21 protein-coding genes and 1 pseudogene are annotated in these 24,066 nt (G+C 70.3%); 11 read left to right on the top strand and 11 right to left on the bottom strand.

Going from position 1 to position 24,066, the window contains the following annotated elements:
• Nucleotides 1-377: 377 nt before the first annotated feature.
• Nucleotides 378-707, top strand: coding sequence for a WhiB family transcriptional regulator (locus OG485_RS26135; protein ID WP_328670972.1), 330 nt, complete (start codon nucleotides 378-380; stop codon nucleotides 705-707).
• Nucleotides 708-911: 204 nt separating this feature from the next.
• Here OG485_RS26135 and OG485_RS26130 read toward each other — a convergent pair whose 3' ends face one another.
• The gene (locus OG485_RS26130; protein ID WP_328670970.1) at nucleotides 912-1,808 is read right to left on the bottom strand and encodes a LysR family transcriptional regulator; all 897 of its coding nucleotides are present in this window, start codon (nucleotides 1,806-1,808) and stop codon (nucleotides 912-914) included.
• Nucleotides 1,809-1,887: 79 nt separating this feature from the next.
• Here OG485_RS26130 and OG485_RS26125 point away from each other — a divergent pair, with 79 nt between their 5' ends.
• The 3 genes and pseudogenes from OG485_RS26125 to OG485_RS26115 all read left to right on the top strand — a co-directional run.
• Nucleotides 1,888-2,556 carry an MOSC domain-containing protein gene (locus OG485_RS26125; protein ID WP_328670968.1) on the top strand — a complete coding sequence of 223 codons (669 nt, stop codon included), beginning with the start codon at nucleotides 1,888-1,890 and terminating at the stop codon, nucleotides 2,554-2,556.
• Nucleotides 2,557-2,731: 175 nt separating this feature from the next.
• Entirely contained in the window at nucleotides 2,732-3,505 is a 774-nt protein-coding gene (locus OG485_RS26120) for an SDR family NAD(P)-dependent oxidoreductase (protein ID WP_328670967.1), read from the top strand.
• A 205-nt stretch (nucleotides 3,506-3,710) separates the two neighbouring features.
• Nucleotides 3,711-4,004 (top strand): annotated as a pseudogene (locus OG485_RS26115) (ester cyclase); the annotation flags it as partial.
• Between the two features lie 225 nt (nucleotides 4,005-4,229).
• Here OG485_RS26115 and groL read toward each other — a convergent pair.
• The 4 genes from groL to OG485_RS26095 form a co-directional block, all read right to left on the bottom strand.
• Nucleotides 4,230-5,855, bottom strand: coding sequence for a chaperonin GroEL (groL, locus tag OG485_RS26110; protein WP_328670966.1), 1,626 nt, complete (start codon nucleotides 5,853-5,855; stop codon nucleotides 4,230-4,232).
• Between the two features lie 155 nt (nucleotides 5,856-6,010).
• Nucleotides 6,011-6,319, bottom strand: a complete 309-nt coding sequence (gene groES / locus OG485_RS26105; RefSeq protein WP_266761820.1) for a co-chaperone GroES — start codon at nucleotides 6,317-6,319, stop codon at nucleotides 6,011-6,013.
• 314 nt (nucleotides 6,320-6,633) lie between these two features.
• Nucleotides 6,634-7,386, bottom strand: coding sequence for a polysaccharide deacetylase family protein (locus OG485_RS26100; RefSeq protein WP_443048762.1), 753 nt, complete (start codon nucleotides 7,384-7,386; stop codon nucleotides 6,634-6,636).
• A complete protein-coding gene (locus OG485_RS26095) occupies nucleotides 7,383-7,619 on the bottom strand; it encodes a hypothetical protein (RefSeq protein WP_328670965.1) in 237 nt (78 codons plus the stop codon). The genes OG485_RS26100 and OG485_RS26095 overlap by 4 nt, the downstream gene beginning before the upstream one ends.
• Nucleotides 7,620-7,775: 156 nt before the next feature.
• Here OG485_RS26095 and OG485_RS26090 point away from each other — a divergent pair, with 156 nt between their 5' ends.
• The 3 genes from OG485_RS26090 to OG485_RS26080 all read left to right on the top strand — a co-directional run bounded on the left by OG485_RS26090 (nucleotide 7,776) and on the right by OG485_RS26080 (nucleotide 11,210).
• Nucleotides 7,776-8,972 (top strand): THUMP-like domain-containing protein, encoded by a 1,197-nt coding sequence (locus OG485_RS26090; RefSeq protein ID WP_443048761.1) that lies wholly within the window; start codon nucleotides 7,776-7,778, stop codon nucleotides 8,970-8,972.
• A 116-nt stretch (nucleotides 8,973-9,088) separates the two neighbouring features.
• Nucleotides 9,089-10,849 (top strand): aa3-type cytochrome oxidase subunit I, encoded by a 1,761-nt coding sequence (ctaD, locus tag OG485_RS26085; RefSeq protein WP_443048760.1) that lies wholly within the window; start codon nucleotides 9,089-9,091, stop codon nucleotides 10,847-10,849.
• A 10-nt stretch (nucleotides 10,850-10,859) separates the two neighbouring features.
• Nucleotides 10,860-11,210: a hypothetical protein gene (locus OG485_RS26080; RefSeq protein ID WP_328670961.1), complete on the top strand. Its 351-nt coding sequence runs from the start codon at nucleotides 10,860-10,862 to the stop codon at nucleotides 11,208-11,210.
• Between the two features lie 129 nt (nucleotides 11,211-11,339).
• On the opposite strand, the gene OG485_RS26075 is transcribed toward OG485_RS26080, so the two are convergent.
• From OG485_RS26075 to OG485_RS26050, 6 genes are all read right to left on the bottom strand, one after another.
• On the bottom strand, nucleotides 11,340-12,638 hold the full coding sequence (locus OG485_RS26075; protein ID WP_328670960.1) for an RNA polymerase sigma factor: 1,299 nt from the start codon (nucleotides 12,636-12,638) through the stop codon (nucleotides 11,340-11,342).
• 80 nt (nucleotides 12,639-12,718) lie between these two features.
• Nucleotides 12,719-13,075 (bottom strand): YciI family protein, encoded by a 357-nt coding sequence (locus tag OG485_RS26070; RefSeq protein WP_328670958.1) that lies wholly within the window; start codon nucleotides 13,073-13,075, stop codon nucleotides 12,719-12,721.
• Between the two features lie 213 nt (nucleotides 13,076-13,288).
• Nucleotides 13,289-13,933, bottom strand: coding sequence for a hypothetical protein (locus tag OG485_RS26065; protein WP_328670956.1), 645 nt, complete (start codon nucleotides 13,931-13,933; stop codon nucleotides 13,289-13,291).
• A gap of 481 nt (nucleotides 13,934-14,414) precedes the next feature.
• Nucleotides 14,415-15,488: an LCP family protein gene (locus OG485_RS26060; RefSeq protein WP_443048941.1), complete on the bottom strand. Its 1,074-nt coding sequence runs from the start codon at nucleotides 15,486-15,488 to the stop codon at nucleotides 14,415-14,417.
• 146 nt (nucleotides 15,489-15,634) lie between these two features.
• Entirely contained in the window at nucleotides 15,635-17,017 is a 1,383-nt protein-coding gene (locus OG485_RS26055) for an endo-1,4-beta-xylanase (protein ID WP_328670954.1), read from the bottom strand.
• Between the two features lie 353 nt (nucleotides 17,018-17,370).
• Nucleotides 17,371-18,399, bottom strand: a complete 1,029-nt coding sequence (locus OG485_RS26050; protein WP_328670952.1) for a LacI family DNA-binding transcriptional regulator — start codon at nucleotides 18,397-18,399, stop codon at nucleotides 17,371-17,373.
• Nucleotides 18,400-18,537: 138 nt separating this feature from the next.
• Between OG485_RS26050 and OG485_RS26045 the strand changes: the two genes are divergently transcribed.
• From OG485_RS26045 to OG485_RS26030, 4 genes are read left to right on the top strand one after another with little or no spacing between them, the layout of a single operon-like run.
• Nucleotides 18,538-19,845 (top strand): ABC transporter substrate-binding protein, encoded by a 1,308-nt coding sequence (locus OG485_RS26045; protein ID WP_328670950.1) that lies wholly within the window; start codon nucleotides 18,538-18,540, stop codon nucleotides 19,843-19,845.
• Nucleotides 19,846-19,847: 2 nt separating this feature from the next.
• On the top strand, nucleotides 19,848-20,756 hold the full coding sequence (locus OG485_RS26040; protein WP_443048940.1) for a carbohydrate ABC transporter permease: 909 nt from the start codon (nucleotides 19,848-19,850) through the stop codon (nucleotides 20,754-20,756).
• A 4-nt stretch (nucleotides 20,757-20,760) separates the two neighbouring features.
• Entirely contained in the window at nucleotides 20,761-21,660 is a 900-nt protein-coding gene (locus tag OG485_RS26035; protein ID WP_328670948.1) for a carbohydrate ABC transporter permease, read from the top strand.
• 50 nt (nucleotides 21,661-21,710) lie between these two features.
• Nucleotides 21,711-24,029, top strand: a complete 2,319-nt coding sequence (locus OG485_RS26030; RefSeq protein ID WP_328670947.1) for a glycoside hydrolase family 3 N-terminal domain-containing protein — start codon at nucleotides 21,711-21,713, stop codon at nucleotides 24,027-24,029.
• The last annotated feature ends 37 nt before the right edge of the window (nucleotides 24,030-24,066 follow it).

Raw genomic sequence — 24,066 nt, 5'->3', positions numbered from 1 at the left:
CAGCTGATGCGCGTCACCTTGAGCCTCCAGGCTGTTACGAATCGTCACCTGTGCGGTCGACACTCGCAGGCGGATATGACCGCCTACCCGAGCGCTTGTTCCTTCAACCGCCTCAGCCATCTCAACGATGGTCACTCGAAAGAGTTACGGGGCAGCCGGCCGTCATCGGCACTGTACGTGAGGGCGCGGACACGGTGGAGACATGCGCGCCGACCCTCAACGTTTCATCACAACCCATGCCCCATTCAGACTGTTTTCTTCCCATTTGCTGGTGTCTGAGACTAGATTCGCAATGAGTCATATTTTCATCTCCTTAGATCGTAGATGTACGGTCGGTGGGCACAGAGCAGCCCAGAACGGCAGCAAGGGGACACGCAATGGCAGATTTCTCCCGCCTTCCCGGTCCGAACGCGGACCTCTGGGACTGGCAGCTCCTCGCGGCCTGCCGAGGGGTCGACAGCTCGCTCTTCTTCCACCCGGAGGGCGAGCGTGGTGCGGCACGGAGCGCTCGTGAGAACTCGGCCAAAGAGGTCTGCATGAGATGCCCGGTACGCGCGGAGTGCGCGGCACACGCGCTCGCGGTGCGCGAACCGTACGGCGTATGGGGCGGACTGACCGAGGACGAGCGTGAAGAGCTCATGGGACGGGCACGCAACCGACTGGTCTCGGCGGCGGCCACAGGAAACGCTTCCGCCTCGAACACCTGAAGGAACGTTTCCGCTCTGAAGGTGCGTACAAGTTGCGTACGTACAGGGCCGGAGGTACGGGGGCACGTACAGGCCTGTGCGCATGAACCGGAGGTGTGGGCGACGAGACGCGCACGGCGCATGCGGGGAACACAGGACGTGCAGGGAAACATCAGGAGGAGTCGATCCCGTCCGTGACGGCCCGGCTCCCCGGCGGGCAGACCGCTAGCGGGCCGCCGCCCGTGCCAGCCGGTCCAGCGTCGCGGCCACAGCCGGCACCTCGGCGAGGTCGGGGAGGGTGAGGGCGACGATCTCGCGGCGCACCGCGGGCTCCACCGTCACGGTCCGGGCCCCCTTCGGACGTACGGACTCGATCGCGAGTTCCGGCAGGACGGCGACGCCGAGTCCCGCGCCCACGAGCCCCACCACCGCCGGATAGTCGTCGGTGGCGAAGTCGATGCGGGGCTCGAAACCGGCACCGCGGCAGACCTCGACGAGCTGGCCGCGGCAGCGCGGGCAGCCCGCGATCCACGACTCACCGGCGAACTCGCCGATCGCGACGGACTCCGCGCGTGCGAGCGGGTGGCGCTCGGGCACCAGGCCGACAAGCCGGTCCATCAGCAGGGGCCGTACGACGAGGTCGTCCCACTCCTCGGCGCCCGGAGCGCTCTCGTAGCGGAAGGCGAGCGCGATGTCGCAGTCACCGGCCCTGAGCTTCTCGACGGACTCGGGCGGTTCGGCCTCCTCCAGGGAGACACGGGTGCCCGGGTGGGCCGCGCGCAGCGCGGCGAGGGCCGTGGGAACGAGGGTGGAACTGCCGCTGGGGAAGGAGACCAGCCGGACGCGGCCCGCCCGCAGCCCGGCGATCGCGGCGACCTCCTCCTCCGCGGCCGTGAGGCCGGCCAGGATGCTCGCCGCGTGCTTGACCAGAGCCTCACCCGCCTGGGTGAGGCGCATCTCGCGGCCCGTCCTGACGAGCAGCGGGGTGCCCACGGAGGACTCCAGGGCCTTCATCTGCTGGCTGACGGCGGGCTGGGTGCAGCCCAGCTCACGGCCTGCCGCCGAGAAGGACCCGGTGGCGGCGACGGCGCGCAGAACGCGGAGATGACGAGCCTCGATCACCCTTCGAGCATAAGCGCGTCTTGGGTGCGGCGCCGAATATCACGTCGACGCTTTGACCTGTATCACCTAGCTTGATGGCATGAAGCTTCTGTCAGTGAACCTGGGCCGGGCACGGGCCGTCCCGTACACGGACCAGCCGGAGGGCCTGACCGGCATCGACAAGCGGCCGGCCGACGGTCCGGTCCGCGTGATGGCGCCGGGGCCCAAGGGGACCGGCGGAAGCGGGCTGGCCGGGGACACCGTGTGCCACCTGCGCCATCACGGCGGTGACGACCAGGCGGTGTACGCGGTGGCGCGCGAGGACCTCGACGCCTGGGAGCGTGAGCTCGGCCGGACGCTGCCGAACGGCGGGTTCGGCGAGAACCTCACGACGCTGGGGCTCGACGTGTCCGGCGCGCTGATCGGTGAGCGCTGGCGGATGGGTTCCGGCCTCGTCCTGGAGGTCACCTGCGGGCGCATCCCGTGCCGCACCTTCCAGGAGCACCTCGGCGAGAAGGGCTGGGTCAGACGGTTCACGCACCGGGGTGCGCCGGGCGCGTACCTGCGGGTGATCGAGCCCGGCGAAATCCGCTCCGGGGACCCGGTCGAGATCGTGCACCGGCCCGGCCACGATGTCACCGTCGCCGTCCAGTTCCGCGCCTCGACGACCGAACGGAAGCTGCTGCCGAGGCTGTTGGCGGCGGGCGAGGCCCTGCACCCGGAGTCGCTTGCGGACGCGCGGGAGTACGTGGCGAAGTACGGCGGATAGGGGCGGGCCCGGGCACCGTCCGCGGCGATGTCCGTGCCGTGTTCACGGTGTGCCCGCGTAGGCGGGGCCTGGTGCGAGGTACGTACGGAGCGCGGAGGGCGGTCGGCCGCACCGGGGGCGCCCGCGGTCCGCTGCACCGGGGGCGGGGGGCGCGGCCGGTCACTACCCTTGCGCCATGACAACGGCTCTGATTACGGGATCGACCGCGGGGATCGGTGCCGCCTTCGCGCGGCGGCTCGCGGCGGACGGGCACAACCTGGTGCTGGTGGCGCGGGACACGAAGCGGCTGCGCGAGCAGGCGACCGAGCTGCACGACCGGCACGGCATCGAGGCGGAGGTGCTCACCGCGGACCTGGCGACGGACGAGGGCATCGAGGAGGTCGCCGCCCGTCTGTCCGACCGCAAGAGCCCGGTCGACCTGCTGGTCAACAACGCCGGCTTCGGCAACAAGGGTCGCTATCTGGACGTGTCGATGGCGGACGAGCTGAAGATGCTCAAGGTGCACTGCGAGGCGGTGCTCCGGCTGACGTCGGCGGCGACCGAGGCGATGCGGGAGCGCGGCCGGGGCGGCGTCGTCAACGTGGCGTCGGTCGCGGCGTTCGTGCCGCGCGGTACGTACGGGGCGTCGAAGGCGTGGGTCGTGCAGTTCACGCAGGGCGCGGCGAAGGACCTCGCGGGCAGCGGGGTGCGGCTGATGGCGCTGGCTCCGGGCTTCGTGCGCACCGAGTTCCACGAGCGGGCCGGCATGGGCACGGACAACATCCCGAACTGGATGTGGCTGGACGCCGACAAGCTGGTCGCGGCGGCCCTCGCCGATCTGGCCCGCGGAAGGACCCTGTCGGTCCCGGACCCGCGCTACAAGGTGCTCATGGGCGTGGTGAAGGTGACGCCGCGTGCGCTGCTGGGCGGGATCTCGTCGAAGACGGGGCGGAAGTACGGACCTCAGTGAAGCGAGGCCCCGGTGAAGCGGGGACCCGGTGAAACGAGGCCCCGTTGACGCGAGGCGCTGCTGAAGCGGGGACCCTGCAGAGCGGATCGAGTGGGCCGCGGGAGGCTCGGGACGGGCGCTCGCGATGATCGTGCAGTGGGTGGTGCCGCCCCTCCGGTGGGAGGATTGAGGTGATTCGACCGGAGCGAGAGCCGGAGGCGGCGCCATGACTTTCGTACAGCTGATAGACGGCAGAACCAGTCGGTTCGACGAGATGAACCAACTGATGGACACCTGGGTCGAGAAGACCAACGGCAAACGGACCGCCACCCGTGGCGTCGTCGGCAAGGACCGCTCCGACGCGAACCACTTCGTGGAGATCGTGGAGTTCCCGTCGTACGAGGAAGCGATGAAGAACTCGAAGATGCCGGAGACCGAGCAGATCTTCCAGGAGATGGTGGCGCTCTGCGACGGGATGCCGACCTTCACGGACCTGGACGTGGTGCGCGACGACCGGCTCTGAGCCTTGGGCATCCGCCGGTTCCGCAGGAGCGTCGGGGGCCGATGACCGTACGGCCGGGTGGCTCCGAACGTTCCTGACGTCAAAGACGCGTCGGCGCGCCCGCCGGACAGCACTTCGCCCCGCCGTGGGAACGGCGGGGCGAAGTGACGCGGCCCGATTCAGCACGGTGTCCCCGTCCGGGGATTCAGTGCCGGCTCCGGCCTACCGGTCTCCCGGCGTACGTCAGTGGGAGTGCCCGTGGCCGCCGTGGCCGGCGTCGCCCTCGTCCTCGGCCGGCTTCTCGACGACCAGGGTCTCGGTCGTCAGGAGCAGGGAGGCGATGGAGGCGGCGTTCTCCAGGGCGGAGCGGGTGACCTTGACCGGGTCGATGACGCCGGCCTTGACCAGGTCGCCGTACTCGCCGGTGGCGGCGTTGAAGCCCTGGCCCTTGTCGAGCTCGGCGACCTTGGAGGTGATGACGTAACCCTCGAGGCCGGAGTTCTCGGCGATCCAGCGCAGCGGCTCGACGGCGGCGCGGCGGACGACCGCGACACCCGTGGCCTCGTCGCCGGTCTTGCCGAGGTTGCCCTCGAGGACCTTGACGGCGTGGACGAGCGCGGAGCCACCACCGGAGACGATGCCCTCCTCGACCGCGGCGCGGGTCGCGGAGATGGCGTCCTCCAGACGGTGCTTCTTCTCCTTGAGCTCCACCTCGGTGGCGGCGCCGACCTTGATCACGCACACGCCGCCGGCCAGCTTCGCGAGGCGCTCCTGGAGCTTCTCGCGGTCCCAGTCGGAGTCGGTGTTCTCGATCTCGGCCTTGATCTGGTTGACGCGGCCGACGACCTCGTCGGAGCTGCCGGCACCGTCGACGATGGTGGTGTCGTCCTTGGTGACGGTCACGCGGCGGGCGCTGCCGAGCACGTCCAGGCCGACCTGGTCGATCTTGAGGCCGACCTCCTCGGCGATGACCTGACCACCGGTGAGGGTGGCGATGTCGCCGAGCATGGCCTTGCGGCGGTCACCGAAGCCGGGGGCCTTCACGGCGACGGCGTTGAACGTGCCGCGGATCTTGTTCACGACCAGGGTCGACAGGGCCTCGCCCTCGACGTCCTCGGCGATGATCAGCAGCGGCTTGGAGGCGTTCGACTGGATGACCTTCTCCAGCAGCGGCAGCAGGTCCTGGATGGAGCTGATCTTGCCCTGGTGGATGAGGATGTACGGGTCGTCGAGGACGGCCTCCATACGCTCCTGGTCGGACACCATGTACGGGGACAGGTAGCCCTTGTCGAAGGCCATGCCCTCGGTGAAGTCGAGCTCCAGACCGAAGGTGTTGGACTCCTCGACGGTGATGACACCGTCCTTGCCGACCTTGTCCATCGCCTCGGCGATGAGCTCGCCGACCTGGCTGTCCTGCGCGGAGAGCCCGGCCACGGCGGCGATGTCGGACTTGTCGTCGATCGGGCGGGCCGTCGCGAGGAGCTCCTCGGAGACGGCCTTGACCGCGGCGTCGATGCCCTTCTTCAGCAGCGCCGGGGAGGCACCCGCGGCGACGTTCTTCAGGCCCTCGCGAACGAGCGCCTGGGCCAGCACGGTGGCGGTGGTCGTACCGTCACCCGCGATGTCGTTGGTCTTGGTCGCCACCTCCTTCACCAGCTGGGCGCCGAGGTTCTCGAACGGGTCCTCGACCTCGACCTCACGGGCGATGGTCACGCCGTCGTTGGTGATGGTGGGGGCGCCGAACTTCTTGTCGATGACGACGTTGCGGCCCTTGGGGCCGATCGTCACCTTCACCGTGTCGGCAAGCTTGTTGACGCCGCGCTCAAGGGCGCGACGGGCGTCCTCGTCGAACTTCAGGATCTTCGCCATGGGAGCGGTTCAGCCCTCTCGGAAAACTTGGGAGAAACGAACGGCGCCCCCAGCGCCCGGTTCATCAAAGGTAGCGGGGGCCAGGGGCGCAGTTCACTGCAATGCTTGGTGCGGGGTTGTCCGGGAAAAGCTCCCGGACGCCCTTACCGGGTGAATTACTTCTCGATGATCGCGAGCACGTCGCGAGCCGAGAGGACGAGGTACTCCTCGCCGTTGTACTTCACCTCGGTGCCGCCGTACTTGCTGTAGAGAACGATGTCGCCGACGGCGACGTCGAGCTCGACACGCTTGCCGTCCTCGATGCGACCCGGGCCCACGGCCAGGACGACGCCCTCCTGGGGCTTCTCCTTGGCCGTGTCCGGGATGACCAGGCCGGAGGCCGTGGTCTGCTCGGCGTCGAGCGGCTGGACCACAATGCGGTCCTCAAGCGGCTTGATGGCAACCTTGGAGCTGGTGGTCGTCACGATCCGACCTCCCCCTTCGGAGATCTCACGGGGTTAACTGTCTGAGGTGGCGACCAGGTGGATCCGTCGTCGCGGGTGCCGGATCTGCCCGTCGCTATTGGCACTCTCCAGGGGGGAGTGCCAGACCTGAGACTATGACTGTGATTAGCACTCGGTCAAGCGGAGTGCCAAAGGCAGTCGGCGTGGCGTGGACCGGAACGTGCCGGACCGCACCGAATGGACGCTTCCCCGGGGCAGCTCTCCGGTCGCCCTGCCGGCCCGGGGGCAGCTCTCCGGTCGCCCACCCGGGGGGCAGCTCTCCGGTCGGCGCCTTGCTAGAGGTAGTTCTCCAGCCGCGCCAGGGTGAAGCCCTCGCGCTGGATCCGGCGGAGCAGGCGGAGCGTGGCGCCCGTGAGACCGGGTTCGGCGGGGCCGGAGAGGATGTCGCCCGGCCGGAACGGGTGCGCGTCGGCCGTCCTGCCGAGGACGATCGCGGCGACCCCGCAGTCGGCGGCGGCGCGCAGGGTGGTGTCGTCGTACCGGCCGTACGGGGGCCGCAGCAGCCGGGGCCGGACGCCGAAGCGCCGCGTGAGCTTGTCCTGCTGTCCGCAGATCTCGGCGCGCTGGCCGGCGTAGGGCAGACCGCGCAGGGTGGCGTGGTCGAGGGTGTGGTTCTGGACGCTCACGCCGACCGCGCGCAGCCGGGCGAAGCGCCCGTAGCCGGGGCCGGCGACCCGGTCCGTGAGGAACACGCTGACCGGCAGGCGCAGTTCGCGGACCATGTCGGCGAACCGCGGATCGCGCTCCGCCCCGTCGTCGTACGTCAGGAAGACCACCTTGTCGCGGGTGCGCACCTGGTTCACGACGGGCGGCAGTCCGGTGTCCGCGGTACGCGCGGTGGTCCGCGCGGGCACATCCGGCGCGGGGGCCAGCGGGGTGGCCAGACCCCAGCGGCGGTACGCCGACTCCGTCGGGTGCACCCGCTGGGCCGCCTTCTTGCCGAGCCGTTCGATGGGGTCGACGGACTGCGCGCAGCCGCTGAGCAGTACCGCCACGAGCAGCCCGGCGGCCGGCACCCGCACCCTCACAGGTAGTCCTCCGGGCGCGCGACCGCGTACCCCTGGCCGGCGCGCCGGGCCCGCCGGTCGGCACGCCGGGCCCGCGCCGGGCTCAGCCGGTCCGCACAGGCGGCGCGGGGGCGGGCGGGGCCCGCCCGGAGCGCGGCCCGCGGGGCGTGGACGGGCGCGGCGCCGCCGGCTCGGGGGACGGAGGCCGAGCCGGTCCCGGCGCGGCCGGAAGCGCGAAGGGCGAGGGCGGCCACGCCGACTCCCCAGCGCACGGCAGCCCCGTTTGCACCGGTTTTATCATTTTGTCGTACGGGTCGCATGGAGCCGGATCCTCCCAGCTCACCGCCCCCGCGGGGCCCCGACACCGCCGCCGGAAGCACACCATCCACCGACTGGCCCACAATGGCCGGGTGAACGACGTCTCCTTCGCCCCGCTCCTCACCGCCGAGGGCCGCGCCCTGCTCGACGAGGTCCGCGCCACCGAACCGGCACAGGAACTGGCCGTCGCCACCCGGCTGCGCCGCCACCACCCCGCCGAACTGGTCTCTGCGGCCCTCGGCCAGGCACGGCTGCGACAGCGGGCTGCGGCGAAATTCGGGGCCGAGGACGCCGGACGGATGTTCTTCACCCCGAACGGGGTCGAGCAGTCCACCCGGACGACCGTGGCCGCGCACCGCGCCGAACGGCTGCGCGCCCTGGGGGTCCGCTCCGTCGCCGACCTGTGCTGCGGCATCGGCGGCGACGCCATCGCGCTGGCCCGCGCCGGAATCCGCGTCCTGGCCGTCGACCGCGACCCGCTGACGGCCGCCGCCGCCCGCGCGAACGCCGACGCGCTGGGCCTCACGGACCTGATCGAGGTACGCGAGACGGATGTGACGCAGGTGGACACGGCGTCGTACGACGCCGTCTTCGTGGACCCGGCGCGCCGGGGCGGCCGGGGCCGGATCTTCGACCCCGAGGCGTACTCGCCGCCGCTGTCCTGGGCGGTCGGGGCGGCCCTGCGCGCTCCGGTCGCCGCGCTGAAGATCGCCCCCGGGATCCCGCACGAGGCGGTCCCCGCCGAGGCGGAGGCCGAGTGGATCTCGGACGGCGGGGACGTGAAGGAGGCGGTGCTCTGGTTCGGCACGGAGCCGGGCCTGGTGCGCGCCACCCTGCTGCCGGGCCCGCGCGAACTGCGCGGCCGCGGCCTGCCGGACCCGGCGGTCAGGACCGTCGGGCGCTATCTGTACGAGCCGGACGGCGCCGTCATCCGCGCGCACCTGGTCGCCGAGGTGGCCGAGGACCTGGACGGCGGACTGGTCGACGAGACGATCGCCTACGTCACGGCCGACGAACTGCGCCCGACGCCGTACGCCTCCGCTTACGAGATCACCGATCGACTCCCCTTCAACGTGAAGAAGTTGAAGGCACTGCTGCGGGAGCGGGGGGTCGGCGTCCTGACCGTGAAGAAGCGCGGGTCGGCCGTCGAGCCGGAGGAACTGCGGCGCAAGGTGAAACCGCAGGGCCCGCACTCCGCGACGGTGTTCCTGACCCGGGTGGCGGGCGCCCCGACCATGCTGGTGGGGGCACCCGCGCAGCCGACCCCTCCAGCACCAAAAGCCGCATAAAGGTGCGAATATTGGCAAAGCCGGGCGAGTCTAGTAGATGCCGGCCTGGATTTCTGTAGCGTCGCGTCGGGCCTTGAGCGGGCCGATTCTGACCGGAAATCTCGGAGACGAACACTGTGAGCATCCCCAACGGATCTCAGGCCGCCACCGCAGCAGCTGACGAGTCGTACGAGAACGAGCTGCCGGTGCGGCGCAAGCAGCCCGGCAGCGTCGTGATCAAGTGGCTCACCACCACCGACCACAAGACGATCGGCACGCTCTATCTGGTGACGTCGTTCGTGTTCTTCCTGGTCGGCGGCATCATGGCCCTGCTCATGCGCGCCGAGCTGGCCCGCCCCGGCCTGCAGATCCTCTCGAACGAGCAGTACAACCAGGCGTTCACGATGCACGGCCTGGTCATGTTGCTGATGTTCGCGACGCCGCTGTTCGCCGGCTTCACGAACTGGATCATGCCGCTGCAGATCGGCGCGCCCGACGTGGCGTTCCCGCGGCTGAACATGTTCGCCTACTGGCTGTACCTCTTCGGCTCGACGATCGCGGCGGCCAGCTTCCTCACCCCGCAGGGCGCCCCCGACTTCGGCTGGTTCATGTACGTCCCCCTGTCGGACGCGGTCCACTCGCCGGGCATCGGCGCCGACATGGGGATCATGGGTCTGGCCTTCTCCGGCTTCGGCACCATCCTGGGCGCGGTCAACTTCATCACCACGATCATCTGCATGCGCGCTCCGGGCATGACGATGTTCCGGATGCCGATCTTCGTGTGGAACGTGCTGCTGACGGCCGTGCTGGTCCTGTTCGTCTTCCCGGTCCTCGCGGCCGCTCTTTTCGCCCTGGAGGCGGACCGGAAGTTCGGTGCGCAGATCTTCAACGCGGCCAACGGCGGCGCCCTGCTGTGGCAACACCTCTTCTGGTTCTTCGGCCATCCAGAGGTGTACATCATCGCCCTGCCGTTCTTCGGCATCGTCTCCGAAGTGATCCCGGTGTTCTCGCGCAAGCCGATGTTCGGTTACATGGGCCTGATCGGCGCGACCATCGCGATCGCCGGTCTGTCCGTGACGGTGTGGGCGCACCACATGTACGTCACCGGTGGCGTTCTGCTCCCGTTCTTCTCCTTCATGACGTTCCTCATCGCCGTCCCCACCGGCGTGAAGTTCTTCAACTGGATCGGAACGATGTGGAAGGGCTCGCTGTCCTTCGAGACACCGATGCTCTGGGTGACCGGCTTCCTGGTCACTTTCCTCTTCGGTGGTCTGACCGGCGTGATCCTGGCCTCGCCGCCGATGGACTTCCACGTCTCGGACTCGTACTTCGTGGTGGCGCACTTCCACTACGTGGTCTTCGGCACGGTCGTCTTCGCGATGTTCGCCGGATTCCACTTCTGGTGGCCGAAGATGACCGGCAAGATGCTCGACGAGCGTCTCGGCAAGGTCACCTTCTGGACGCTGTTCGTGGGCTTCCACGGCACGTTCCTGGTGCAGCACTGGCTGGGTGTCGAGGGCATGCCGCGTCGTTACGCGGACTACCTCGCGCAGGACGGCTTCACCGCGCTGAACACCATCTCGACGATCTCCTCGTTCCTGCTCGGCCTGTCGATCCTGCCGTTTATCTACAACGTGTGGAAGACGGCCAAGTACGGCAAGAAGGTCGAGGTCGACGACCCGTGGGGCTACGGCCGTTCGCTCGAGTGGGCGACCTCCTGCCCGCCGCCGCGGCACAACTTCCTCACCCTGCCCCGGATCCGCAGTGAGTCCCCCGCCTTCGACCTGCACCGCCCGGAGATCGCCGCGTTCGAAAACGCGGGGAGCCACCAGCAGCGGGACATGACGGGGCCCGGCTCGGAGGGGTGGTCTGGCCGACCCTCCGGACCACAGAGCTGAGGGGCCCGCCGTGAGTGCCGAGAAGCCGTCGGACGGCGGTTCGGTCCGTGACGGTATCGCCAGGATGGAGGGCTACCTGCTGTGGCAGGGGGAGGTCGAACGAGCCCTCGCGGAAGCCGAATCCTTCGCCGACCAACTCGACTGGCTGACAACCGCTCAGCGGGAAGAGGTGGTCGACCTGTTCACCCGCCACCAGCTCGCCCTCTCCCGGACGGCGATCACCCGCACGGCTCGACGCGCATTGCAGCTCCGCCAGGAATACCAGGATCGCTACGACTTCCTCAGACGCCAGGTCTTCGCCGGCGCCCTGGCCCTGGGTACGGCCACTGTCTTCGTCAACTGCTTGCTGCAGATGCGCTGAGACGGCGCCATCCCGCTCCGCCGTGAGGTGCGCCATCGGGTCCTCCAAGCCACGGGGCTACGACAAGATCCGTCCCGTGTCCGGCAGCGTCGCAGCCGTAAGCCCTTGTCGATCACCTTGAAAACGGGGTCACCGGTCGGGAACCTCGCGATTCCGCAGCTCACGCACCCGCGCCACCAGCAGTTCCCGCTCCCGCTCGTTGCGCGCCAGCGAGGCCGCCCGTTCGAACTCCGCGCGCGCCTGCGCCGTACGTCCCAGCCGGGCGAGCAGGTCGCCGCGCACGCTCGGCAGCAAGTGGTAGTCACGCAGGGCGGGTTCGCCGACGAGGCCGTCGACGATGGTGAGCGCGGGCTCAGGGCCCTCGGCCATGGAGACGGCCACGGCACGGTTCAGTTCGACGACCGGGGAGGGCGCGCGGGCCGCCAGCAGGCCGTACAGGACGGCGATCTGCCGCCAGTCCGTGTCCTCGTAGGCGTAGGCCTGCGCGTGGCAGGCGGCGATGGTGGCCTGGAGGACGTACGGCCCCGGGCTGCCGGTGGCGACGGCGTTGGAGCGGCCCAGCGCGGTGAAGCCCCGGCGGATCAGCATCCGGTTCCAGCGGCGGCGGTTCTGGTCCTTGAGGAGGACCGGTTCACCACCGGGCCCGGTGCGCGCGGCCGCCCGGGACTCCTGGAGCTCCAGCAGGGCGGCGAGCCCGTGCACCTCGGGCTCCTTGGGCATCAGCTCGGCGAGCACCCGGGCCAGCCGGAGCGCGTCCTCGCACAGCGCCGGACGGAGCAGGTCGTCGCCCGCCGTCGCCGCGTACCCCTCGTTGAAGACGAGGTAGATGACCTCCAGTACGGACCCGAGCCGGGCTTCGCGGTCAGGACCGTACGGCACCTCGAAGGCGACCCCCTTCGTCGCGAGCGTCCGCTTGGCCCGGACGATGCGCTGGGCGATCGTCGGCTCCGGGACGAGGAAGGCGCGCGCGATCTCGGACGTCGTCAGTCCGCCGAGGAGCCGCAGCGTGAGCGCGATACGGGCCTCGGCGGACAGGACGGGGTGACAGGCGGTGAAGACCAGGCGCAGCAGGTCGTCGTCGATGTCGTCCGGATCGGAGGGTTCGTCGATGTGGTGCGGAGCCGACAGGGAGAGGTCCCGCCCGACCTCCTCCAGCTTGCGCGCGTAGCGCTCCCGGCGGCGTACGAGGTCGATCGCCCGGTGCTTGGCCGTGGCCGTCAGCCAGGCGCCCGGGTTGTCGGGCACGCCGTCCCGCGGCCACTGCTCCAGCGCCGCGACCAGGGCGTCCTGGGCGAGTTCCTCGGCGATGCCGACGTCGAGGACGATCCGGGCGACGCGCGCGATGACGCGGGGCGACTCGATGCGGAAGATGGTCTCGACGGCCGTGTCGACGCCGCCGGCGGGGGTTCCTCCGGGCTGCTGTTCCACAGTCCACCATCAGACACCCGCGGCGGCGTCAGGCCAAGGAGACCGCTCGGCCCGAGAAGCCGCTCAGGCCGGGGAGCCGCTCAGCCCCCGGCGATCTCCCGCACCTCGCAGGTGACCGTCCAGAACTCCTCGTGCACCTTCAGGAACCGCTTGGTCCACTCCACGGCCTCGTCCATGTCCTTGCACTGCATGATCGCGTAGCCGCCGACGACCTCCTTGGACTCGGTGAAGGGACCGTCGGTGACGGACAGCTGCCCGCCCGACCAGTGGACGCGCTTGCCCTGCGCGGTGGGCGCCAGACCGTCGGTCTCCAGCATGACGCCCGCCTTGGTGACCTCCTCGATGAGCTCGCCCATCCGCTGCATCAGTTCGGGGCTGGGACCCTCGGCGGGCGCGGTGCTCTCGTCGATCTGGACCAGCGAAAGATAGCGGGGCATGGTGACTCCTCGTGTCCGTGGTGCCTCGGAGGCGGGGTTTCTCCCTGCCTCTCACCCGTGCGTCGAACGGGAGACACCTGCTTCGACACCGTCCCCGGATTTCTTTGGATTCTTTCCCGGGGCGGGCCCGGACGGATCAATCGGGGGAATCGGGGATTTCGCCTCCTCCCGTCCATCCTGCCCCGGTCACGGGCGGACCGTGCTGCGAGGTCGTCATGTGCCTGCTCCCTTCTCGGTTTCCTCCGTGCGGGTCCCGGAGCGGAGAGCGGCACGCAGTCGCCCGACATGGGCCCGCACTTCATGAGCCGCGAGGGCGGGCCGCCCGCCCTGGCACACCCCGCACAACCCGCCCCGCAGCTGGACACCGTCCCCGCCCGGCTCCCCGCACGCCGTGCACACCACCTCGTAGCGGGGCGCCGGTGGCTGCGGTTCGGGTCGCGGGGGCAGCTTCGCGAGCAGCCGGGCACGTACGAAGGCGTAGGCGTGCGCCACAGGCTCCGGGAGCCCCGCCGTCAGCGCCTGGACGAGCTGCGGCTCACCCGCGCCCCGCGCGAACCACTCGGCGGCCTCCCCCTCCAGTGCCGCGCACTCCCCCGCCGACAGCGTCAGCCGGGCGTCGATCCGGCCGAGCCGGGCCAGCACGCTGTACGCCGTCGATCGCGCCGCCGCTGCCACGGGCCGCTCGGTCACCGGCGTCTCCCCGGCGAGGAAGGAGTTCCACCAGGTGTCGTCGTGCGCGGTGCGCGAGAAGAAGGTGTGCCAAACCCAGCGGGGGCAGCCGTCGACGGTGACGGGCGCCGCACCCTGCGCAAATGCCCTGCCGCGGAAAGGTTGTTGAGGGCCGTGGAGAGGGCGCACTGGCCGTACGGGAGGTGCTTGGCGAGGGTCTTGATCGAGAGGTCCGACTCGTCGGCGAGCCGGTCGATGTACGTCGCGATCGATGCCTCGCGGGTGGGCAGATGTGCGAAGTCGCGACCCGTCCGTGGGGTTTGGTCGGGCACCGACCTTTTTCCATAGCCCGGGTTGGCGAGGGGATGGGCGGACGGGCGCAGGGCAGCACTAGGCTGGGTGACAGCCATGGATCGACTCTCTTTCGATCTACTGGTCAGACCCCCGCGTGGTGCTCCAACACCCACGGGGGTCGATGCTTTCGCGGCGCACGCTACACGCCCGCCACGCTCCGCCGCGACCCGATCACGAAAAGTCATATCCCCTGGCCCGGACGGCACTTCGGCCGTCGACAAGGGAGGGAGGGTGGGTTGACCCTCCCACCCATTCCATACAAAAGAGGCTCGAATCCCGGGCCCCGAAGCTCAAGTCCCGCGGACCTTCTCCTCGTTCATTTGAGCGAGGCCCACAGGTCGCTCGCCTCCGGCTCGTTCGCGATCACCCTGTTGCGGTCCGAGGGGGCCGTCACGACCGGCATCATCACCGTCGTGACCTCGTCGGAGGAGAGGGACTTCAGGCTCTGGCCGAGCTTCATCAGCTCGCCGAGGGAGTCCAGCCCGGTGTCCGTCGTCAGGCTGCCGGTCACCGCGTCCGCGACGCCGTAGAGCTTGGCCGGGTCGGTGAGCAGGCCGGCGGACGAGATCTGCGCCAACAGGGCCTTCACGAGCTTCTGTTGGAGGCCTATGCGGCCCAGGTCGCTGCCGTCGCCTATGCCGTGCCGGGTGCGGGCGAGGGCCAGCGCCTTCGTGCCGTCGAGGTGGTGCTCGCCCGCGGTGAGATGCAGATGGCTCTTGTCGTCGTCGATGTCCTCGTCCGTGGTGACCGTGACCCCGCCGAGCGCGTCCACGAGGTCGGCGAAGCCGGAGAAGTCGATCTCGATGTAGTGGTCCATGCGGACATCGGTGAGGGACTCCACCGTCTTCACCGCGCAGACCGGGCCGCCGATCGCATAGGCGCTGTTGAACATCGCGTTGTACGCCACCGCCGTCGTCCCCCCGGAGGAGGTCGGGCAGGCAGGCCGGGTCACCAGGGTGTCCCGGGGGATGCTCACCACGGTCGCCCGGGTGCGCCCCTCGTCGATGTGCACGACCATCGCCGTGTCGGAACGGGCGCCGGAGCTGTCCCCGCCGCCGAGTTTCGCGTTCGCCTTGCCGCTGCGCGAGTCGGAGCCGAGGACCAGGATGTTCAGGGCGCCGCTGGGAAGCGGGGAGGCCGAGGCGGACACCGGGGCCGAGGGCGTCACCACCGCCTTCGCCGGGCGGTCGTCGCCGAGCGCGCTGTTGATGTCGACGCTCTTGATGTTCTGGTTCAGATGCCAGTAGGCCCAGCCCGCCGTGCCGACGCCCAGCACCAGCAGGCCCGCCAGGGTGAGGCCGGCGGTCTTCAGTACCCACGACCGCCGGCCCACAGGCCCGGCCTCGACCTCGATCCCGGCCCCGACTGCGTCCCCGTCCCCGTCCTCGATGTCCTTGTGTCCCGTCACGAGGAGGAACGTAAGTCCGAATTATTAGGGGACTGTTAGGGAAAGAGGCTCGAAACGATTTTCTTGGGAGAATCTCACGCTTCTCAGCCCGGACTCAGCCCCACCTCATACCGGCCTCGGTACAACCTTCAGCCCAGCGTCACCGTGGGCACCGGATTGCTCCCGCTCCAGGACGCGTTGAACCCGAGCGTCACCGAACCGCCGTCCGGGACGGTCCCGTTGTAGGAGGCGTTGGCACAGCTCACCGCCGCGCCGGTCTGGGTGCAGGTCGCGTTCCAGGCCTGGGTGATCCGCTGGCCCGCGCCGTACGTCCAGGTGACCTTCCACGAGGAGAGCGCGGCCCCGGAGCAGGCGATGCGCACCTGCCCGGTGAACCCCGTGTTCCACTGGCTCTGGACGCTGTACGTCGCCGTGCACGCTCCCGTGGGCGGCGGTGTCGTGGTTCCTCCGCCGAGCGAGGCCGCGATCGCGTCGTACGCCGGTTTGGGCGCGTAGTTCTCGTCGTACGGGGTCGCCGCGCCGTAGCCCGAGAAGACGTCCGGGATCCAGGAGTCGGAGTCGGTGAAGCCCCAGACGGTCACGCCGTAGCAGCGGGTCACGGCGACGCAGGCGTCGAAGACCGCCTTGTAGTCGGCGGCCTGCTGCGCCAGTTTGGTGCTGTCGGACGGGAGTTGCATCCGGATGTCCAGCTCCGTGATCGCGACGTCGACACCGAGGTCGGCGAAGCGCTGGATGTTCTGCTGGAGGGAGCCGGGGACCTGGCCGAGGATGAGATGGGCCTGGAGGCCGACGCCGTCGATCGGGACACCGCGCGCCTTCAGGGACTTGACCAGGTCGTACAGGGCGGTGCTCTTGGCGTTGACGCCCTCGACGTTGTAGTCGTTGATGTAGAGCTTGGCGCTCGGGTCGGCGGCGTGCGCCCAGGTCAGCGCCTGGGCGATGTAGTCGGCGCCGAGGCCGTTGTACCAGAGGGTCGAACGGTAGGTGCCGTCCTCGTTGAAGGGCTCGTTGACCACGTCCCAGGCGGCCAGCTTGCCTTTGTAGCGGGTGACTTCGGTGGTGATGTGGTCCTGGAGCAGACCGCTCAGCTCGGCGGTCGTCCAGGTGCCGTTGGTCAGCCAGCTCGGGTTCTGGCTGTGCCAGACCAGGGTGTGACCGCGCACCTGCTGGCTGTGGGCCTGCGCGAACGCGACGATCTGGTCTGCCTCGGCCCAGTTGAAGCTGCCCCGGGTGGGCTCGACGGTGCCCCATTTCATCGCGTTGCCCGGGGTCAGCGAGTTGAACTGGCCCCCGGCGATGTCGCCGTAGGTCCCGGTCAGCTTGGAGCCGGTGACGGCGGTGCCGATGACCTTGCCCTTGGCGGCGGCGAGGTCGCGCAGCGGGGTGCCGGCGGCGTGCGCCGTCGTACCGGCCGCGAGCAGGGCGGCCACCGTGGCCACCCCGGCGACCAGGGCGGCGACGCTGCGGCGTAAGGGGCGGGTTCTGGAGAAACGGGTTCGGGAGGTTCTCATGGCGGGCGCCTCCGAAAGTTTCGGCTGTACAACCGATTGACTTCGCAGGAGTGTGGAGGGGGATGCCCCACCCGTCAATACGGTCCCCCGGCCGACTTCGAGCCGATCCGGCCACCCCGGCCCCGCGCCACACACAGGCCCCACGCCCCCAGCCCCGGGGCCGAAAGGCCACCACGAAGCACCCGCGGTCGGCAGCGCACGGAAGGGGCCGTGCCGGTACATCGATGCCCGTCGCCACCGACGGCCACGCCTCATCCAACGGCGACGGGCTGATGCACCGGCACGGCCCCGACCCACCCACCCACCGGACCGAACCGCGAACGACAGGGGCGAGCTACCGGAGGCGCCCGGCCTCACGCCGGAGGCGCCCCCGTGCTGCTGCGCACGACCAGGCTGGTCGCCAGTTCCATCCTCGTCCCGGCCGACGGCCTCTCCTGGCGGCTCAGGTCGAGCACCAGCTTCGCCGCCGCCTCGGCCATCTCCGTGAGCGGCTGCCGTACGGTCGTCAGCGGCGGCCCCACCCAGCGCGCCACCGGCAGATCGTCGAAGCCGACGACGCTCAGGTCCTCGGGAATGCGCAGCCCCAGCTCGCGGGCCGCCTCGTAGAGGCCGAGCGCCTGGAGGTCGTTGCCGGCGAACACGGCCGTGGGCCGGTCGGGGCGGCGCAGCAGGTCGAGGCCGATCCGGTGGCCGGCCTCGTGGTGGAAGTCCCCGGCGACGATCAGCGAGGGGTCGACCGGGAGCCCGGCCGTCTCCAGCGCCGCGCGGTAGCCGTCGACGCGCGCCCGGCTGCACATCATCCGTGACGGCCCGCTGATGGCGCCGATCCGGGTGTGGCCGAGTTCGACGAGGTGGCGGGTGGCGGCGAGGCCGCCCTGCCAGTTGGTGGCGCCGATGGAGGGCACGTCGACTCCGGGGTCGCCCGCCGGGTCCATCACCACGAACGGGATGGAGCGGCTGTTCAGCAGGGCGCGCTGGGAGTCGTCGAGGCCCGAGAGGACGAGCACCACGCCGTGCGGGCGGCGGGCGGCGACCTGGTCGGCCCAGGTCCGGCCGGGGGTGAGCCGCCCGGCGGACTCGGAGAGCACCACGCTGAGGCCGGCGTCCCTGGCGACGTTCTCCACGCCCCGGATGACCTCCATCGCCCAGGCGCTCTCCAGTTCGTGGAAGACCAGGTCGATCAGCGGCGAACGGGAGGCCTCGGCACGGCGGCGGCGGTAGCCGTAGGCGTGCAGCAACTCCTCGACCCGGGAGCGGGTCGCGGGGGCGACGTCGGCGCGGCCGTTGAGGACTTTCGAAACAGTCGGAGCCGAGACACCGGCCTCCCGGGCGATCTCGGCCAGCGTCGCCGTCTGTGGTTCTGCGGACTTCCCAGGCTTCATGGCGGCGATCGTATCTCTGCGCGACCCCTTGACGGGCCTACCGGATCGCCTTACCTTCCCGGAACATTCGAAAAATAACTCGAAACATTCGCGATGGATCACCGGCGATCCTTCGCGCCTACCGAGAGGTGCCGTCCTATGGAGTCCTACAGCAGACGTTGGTTCCTCGGCGCGGGCACGGCAGCCCTGGCCTCCGTCGGCGGGCTCACCGCCTGCGGCTCCGGCGGCGGCTCGGGCGCCGACGGGACGCTCACCGCGTTCGTATACGGCGACGACGCGGCGAAGATCCAGGTCAAGTCCGTGAACCGGTTCAACGCGTCGGCCGCCGCGAAGAAGGCCAAGGGCACGATCAAGCTCCAGAAGGTGCCCGCCACCGACTACCCGGCCAAGCTGCGTACGGCGATGGGCTCGCCCAACGCCCCCGACGTGTTCTTCAACTGGGGCGGCGGCTCCATCAAGGCCTACCGCGAGGCCGGCCAGCTCGTCGACCTGACCGACGTCATCACGTCCGACCCGGTGCTCAAGAGCGGCTTCCTGCCGTCGGTGCTGGCGGCGGGCGGACTGGACGGCAAGAACTACGGCGTGCCGATGCGCGGCATGCAGCCCGTGATCCTCTTCTACAACAAGACCGTCTTCGCGGAGCAGAAGCTCCAGCCGCCCACCACCTGGGACCAGTTGCTGGACATCAACACCAAGCTGAGGAAGGCGAACATCACCCCGTTCGCCCTGGGCGGCGCGGACATCTGGCCCGAACTCATGTGGCTGGAGTACCTGGTCGACCGGATCGGCGGCCCCCAGGTCTTCGAGAAGATCAAGAACGGTGACGCCTCCGCCTGGGGCGACCCGGCCGTCCTCAAGGCCGCCCAGACGGTCAAGCAACTGATCGACGACGGCGCCTTCGGCAAGGGCTACAGCTCGGTGGGGTACGGCAACGGCGGCGCTCCCGCGGTCTTCGCCAAGGGCAAGGCGGCGATGCATCTGATGGGTTCGTGGGAGTACTCCACGCAGCTCGGCAAGTTCCCCGACTTCGCCAAGAAGAACATGGGCTGGTGCGCCTTCCCGCAGATCGAGGGCGGCGCCGGCGACATCCGCAACGTGGTCGGCAACCCCACCAACTACTGGTCGGTGAACGCCCACACCTCCAACAAGGACGCGGCGATCGCCTTCCTGCGGGACTCCGCCTCCCTGGCGTACACCAAGGAACTCATAGCCAACGGCGACGTCCCGGCCACCTCGAACGCGGCGACCCTCCTGGACGCCTCGCCGAACCCGGAGTTCGCCAAGTTCCAGTACGAGATGGTGCAGAAGGCCCCCGCGTTCACGCTGAGCTGGGACCAGGCGGTCGACCCGAACGTGGCGACCCCGATGCTCACCGAGGTCAACAAGCTGTTCGTGGGCAAGTCCTCGCCGACGCAGTTCGTGTCGGCGCTCAAGGAGCTGAAGTGAGCGTGTCGCAGGTCAAGGGCGGCCCGCGGAACGACGCGGGCCGCCCCCGCTCCGCCCGGCGCAACAGGGCCGGCCGCCCGAGCGCGGCGCTGGCCCTCCCCGGCGTCCTGTTCTTCGCGTTCTTCGCCCTCGCCCCGATGGTCCTGGCCTTCTACCTGTCGTTCACCAGCTGGAACGGCCTGGGCGATCCGAAGCCGGCCGGTCTGGCCAACTGGCGCAAGCTGCTGAGCGACGACCGGCTGACCCAGTCCCTGACGGTCACCGTCGGACTGACCGTGGTGAGCTGGGCGTTCCAGACGGTGATCTCCCTGCTCCTCGGGGTGTGGGCGGCGGGCAGGCAGCGCAACCGCGCGGTCCTCTCTGCGATCTTCTTCGTGCCGTTCCTGCTGTCGTCGACGGCGATCGCGCTGCTGTTCTACGCGCTGCTCGACCCGAACTTCGGGATCATCCACAAGGACACCCTGGGCACGACCAGCGGCGCGTTCCTCGCGATCGTGTTCGTCGGCGGCTGGCAGTTCATCCCCTTCCACACCCTGATCTACCAGGGCGGGGCGCGGCAGATCCCCGAGGTGCTCTACCAGGCGGCGGCGATCGACGGGGCCGGACGCCTGCGGCAGTTCTTCTCGATCACGCTGCCGCAGCTCCGCAACACCGCGACGACGTCCGGTGTGCTGATGGTCGTCGGTTCGCTGACGTACTTCGAGACGGTCCTGATCCTCACCCAGGGCGGTCCGGGCACCGACACGGCGATCCTGCCGTACCTGATGTACGAGGCGGGCTTCAAGAGCTACGACTTCGGCTACGCGAGCGCCGTCGCCTCGTTCCTGGTGCTCGCGGCGACCGCGCTGTCCCTGCTGATGGTGAAGCTGTCCGGCTTCGGCGCGATGCGCAGTACCAGGGAAGGGATGTGACGCCATGTCACACGACACTCTGCCCCGTCCCGTGAGGACGGACTCCGCCCCGACGGCCGAGCGGCCCGCGCGCCGCCGCAGACACTGGGCCGGGCGCGCCAACCCGCTCGCCGGCGCCGGCTCGCTGATCTGGCTGGCCGTCGTGATCATCCCGATCTACGCGATGTTCTCGGCCTCGCTCACCCACCAGGACGAGGCGCTGGGCCACAACGCCCTGAAGCCGCCGTCCCATCCGACCCTGGACAACTACAACACCGTCCTGCACAACGGCTTCGGCCACCTGCTGTGGAACACGGTGCTGGCCGCGGCCGGCGTCGTCCTGATCGTCCTGGTGCTGTGCGTCCCGCTGTCCTACGTGGCCGTGCGGACCCGCAGCGTCTGGTCGGGGGCCGCGTTCCGGCTGTTCCTGCTGGGCGTGGCGATCCCGGCGCAGGCCGTCGTGGTGCCGCTCTACCTGATGATCGCCAAGCTCAACCTCTACGACAGCCTGCTCGCGATCGTGCTGCCGACGGCCGCGTTCGCCATGCCGGTGTCGGTGCTGATCCTCACCGGCACGCTGCGGGACATCTCCGAGGAGATGTACGAGGCGATGGCGCTGGACGGCGCCTCCACCACCCGGATGCTGTTCCAGCTCGTCATCCCGATGTCCAAGGGCGGCATCAGCACCGTCGTCATCTACGCGGCGCTCCAGGCCTGGAACGGCTTCCTCTTCCCGCTGATCTTCACCCAGTCCGACGGGCCACGGGTGCTGACCCTCGGCCTGTTCGACTACGTGAGCGAGTTCGGCGTGAACATTCCCGCGATCCTCGCCTCGGTCGTCCTCTCCGGTGTCCCGATCTTCATCGTGTACCTGGTGGCCCGCCGCGCGCTGGTCGGCGGCCTCATGGGTGTGGGCGGCAAGTGAACGTGTACGACCAGGGGCGCTCGAACCCCCCTTTCCCCGACAGGAGTTCCATGACCACCGCTCCCTGGCGCGATCCCGCCCTGCCCGCCGCGACCCGCGTCGACGACCTGCTCTCCCGGATGACCCTGGAGGAGAAGACCGCCCAGCTGTACGGCGTGTGGGTGGGCGCCGACACGGACGGCGGCGGAGTCGCCCCGCTCCAGAGCGAGATGTCCTCCGACTACGACTGGGACGAGCTGATCACCCTCGGTCTCGGCCAGCTCACCCGCTCCTTCGGCACCGCCCCCGTGGACCCGGCGCTGGGCGCGCAGGCACTTGCCCGCGCCCAGCGCCGGATCATCGAAGCGAGCCGCTTCGGCATCCCCGCGGTCGCCCATGAGGAGTGCCTGGCGGGCTTCACGGCCTGGCAGGCGACGGCGTACCCGGTCCCGCTGTCCTGGGGCGCCACCTTCCATCCGGAGCTGGTGGAGGAGCTGGGCCGGCGCATCGGCGAGGATCTGCGCTCGGTCGGCGTCCACCAGGGCCTCGCCCCGGTCCTGGACGTGGTCCGCGATCTGCGCTGGGGCCGGGTGGAGGAGACGATCGGCGAGGACCCGTACCTGGTCGCCACCGTCGCCACCGCCTATGTGCGGGGCCTGGAGTCGGCCGGGGTCGTGGCCACGCTCAAGCACTTCGCCGGGTACGCGGCCTCGGCCGGCGCCCGGAACCAGGCACCGGTGCGGGCGGGGGTACGCGAGCTCTCCGACATCACGCTGCCGCCGTTCGAGATGGCGCTGCGCGAGGGCGGCGCCCGTTCGGTGATGGCGGCCTACAACGACATCGACGGCGTCCCGGCGTCGGCCGACCCGTACCTGCTGACCGGGCTGCTGCGCGACGAGTGGGGCTTCACCGGCACGGTGGTCTCGGACTACTTCGGCATCGGCTTCCTCCAGAGCCTGCACCGGGTGGCCGGCACCGAGGCCGAGGCGGCGCACAAGGCGCTGGAGGCCGGCATCGACGTCGAGCTGCCCACGCTGAAGTGCTACGGCGAGCCGCTGGTGGCCGCCGTCCGCGCGGGCACCGTCCCCGAGTCGCTGATCGACCGGGCGGCCCGCCGGGTGCTGCTCCAGAAGTGCGAGCTCGGTCTGCTGGACGAGGACTGGCGGCCGGAGACCGGCCGGAGCGTCGACCTGGACTCCGCGGGCAACCGGGCGCTCGCCCGCAAGCTCGCCGAGGAGTCGGTGGTCCTGCTGGACAACGCGGACGGCGTGCTGCCGCTGGCCCCGGACACCCGGATCGCGGTGGTCGGTCCCCGCGCGGCGGACCCCCTGGCGATGCTCGGCTGCTACTCGTTCCCCTCGCACGTGCTCACGCACCACCCCGAGGTGCCGGCCGGCGTGGACATCCCGACCGTGCTCGACTCGCTGCGCGCCGAACTGCCGGACGCCAAGGTGACGTTCGCGCAGGGCTGCGGGGTCTCGGACGCGGACCGGTCCGGTTTCGAGGAGGCGGTGGCGCGGGCCGCCGAGGCCGACGTGTGCGTGGTGGTGCTCGGCGACCGGGCCGGGCTGTTCGGCCGGGGCACCTCGGGCGAGGGCTGCGACGTGGCCGACCTCGGCCTGCCGGGTGTGCAGGGCGACCTCCTTGACGCCCTGGTCGCCACGGGGGTCCCGGTGGTCCTGGTGCTGCTCACCGGTCGCCCCTACGCGCTGGGCCGCTGGCAGGACCGTCTCGGCGGCGTGGTCCAGGCGTTCTTCCCGGGCGAGGAGGGCGGCCCCGCGGTGGCGGGCGTGCTGTCCGGCCGGGTCGGCCCGTCGGGAAGGCTGCCGGTGAGCGTGCCGCGCGATCCGGGCGGCCAGCCGTGGACGTATCTGCAGCCGCCGCTGGGCCTGGCGGGCGAGGTCAGCAGCCTGGACCCGACGCCGCTGTACCCGTTCGGCCACGGCCGCTCGTACACCTCGTTCGACTGGGAGCCGGTCGAGGTTCCCGAGACCGGGACCGGCACCGGGATCGGCACCGACGGTTCGTACGACGTGTCGGTGACCGTCCGCAACACCGGTGAGCGCGCGGGCGCCGAGGTCGTCCAGCTCTACCTGCACGACCCGGTGGCCTCGGTGACCCGCCCGGACGTGCGGCTGATCGGCTACCGGCGCCTGGACCTGGCACCGGGTGAGGCCCGCCGGGTGACCTTCCGCTTCCACGCGGACCTCTCGGCGTTCGCCGACCGCACCGGCACCCGGATCGTCGAACCGGGCGCCCTGGAGCTGCGGCTCGGCGCCTCCAGCGCGGACGTGCGCCACACGGTCCGGCTGAACCTGACGGGTCCGGTACGGAAGCTCGGCACGGACCGGCACATGCGCTGCGAGACCGAGGTCGCGCAGGTGTCCTGAACCGGCTCCCCGGGGATCCAGCCCCCTGCGCCCGGCA

The sequence above is a fragment of the Streptomyces sp. NBC_00328 genome (assembly GCF_036139655.1).
Taxonomy (GTDB): domain Bacteria; phylum Actinomycetota; class Actinomycetes; order Streptomycetales; family Streptomycetaceae; genus Streptomyces.
The sequence above is the reverse complement of the archived record's forward strand: the minus strand, read 5'-3'. Positions and strand labels throughout refer to the sequence as shown.

Excerpts from the sequence above, each read along its gene's own strand:
- OG485_RS26135 (WP_328670972.1), top strand. The coding sequence starts at position 378 with ATGGCAGATTTCTCCCGCCTTCCCGGTCCGAACGCGGACCTCTGGGAC.
- OG485_RS26035 (WP_328670948.1), top strand. The coding sequence starts at position 20,761 with ATGTCACACGACACTCTGCCCCGTCCCGTGAGGACGGACTCCGCCCCG.
- OG485_RS26055 (WP_328670954.1), bottom strand. The coding sequence starts at position 17,017 with ATGAGAACCTCCCGAACCCGTTTCTCCAGAACCCGCCCCTTACGCCGC.
- OG485_RS26045 (WP_328670950.1), top strand. The coding sequence starts at position 18,538 with ATGGAGTCCTACAGCAGACGTTGGTTCCTCGGCGCGGGCACGGCAGCC.
- OG485_RS26125 (WP_328670968.1), top strand. The coding sequence starts at position 1,888 with ATGAAGCTTCTGTCAGTGAACCTGGGCCGGGCACGGGCCGTCCCGTAC.
- OG485_RS26070 (WP_328670958.1), bottom strand. The coding sequence starts at position 13,075 with ATGCCCCGCTATCTTTCGCTGGTCCAGATCGACGAGAGCACCGCGCCC.
- OG485_RS26030 (WP_328670947.1), top strand. The coding sequence starts at position 21,711 with ATGACCACCGCTCCCTGGCGCGATCCCGCCCTGCCCGCCGCGACCCGC.
- OG485_RS26120 (WP_328670967.1), top strand. The coding sequence starts at position 2,732 with ATGACAACGGCTCTGATTACGGGATCGACCGCGGGGATCGGTGCCGCC.
- groL (WP_328670966.1), bottom strand. The coding sequence starts at position 5,855 with ATGGCGAAGATCCTGAAGTTCGACGAGGACGCCCGTCGCGCCCTTGAG.
- OG485_RS26050 (WP_328670952.1), bottom strand. The coding sequence starts at position 18,399 with ATGAAGCCTGGGAAGTCCGCAGAACCACAGACGGCGACGCTGGCCGAG.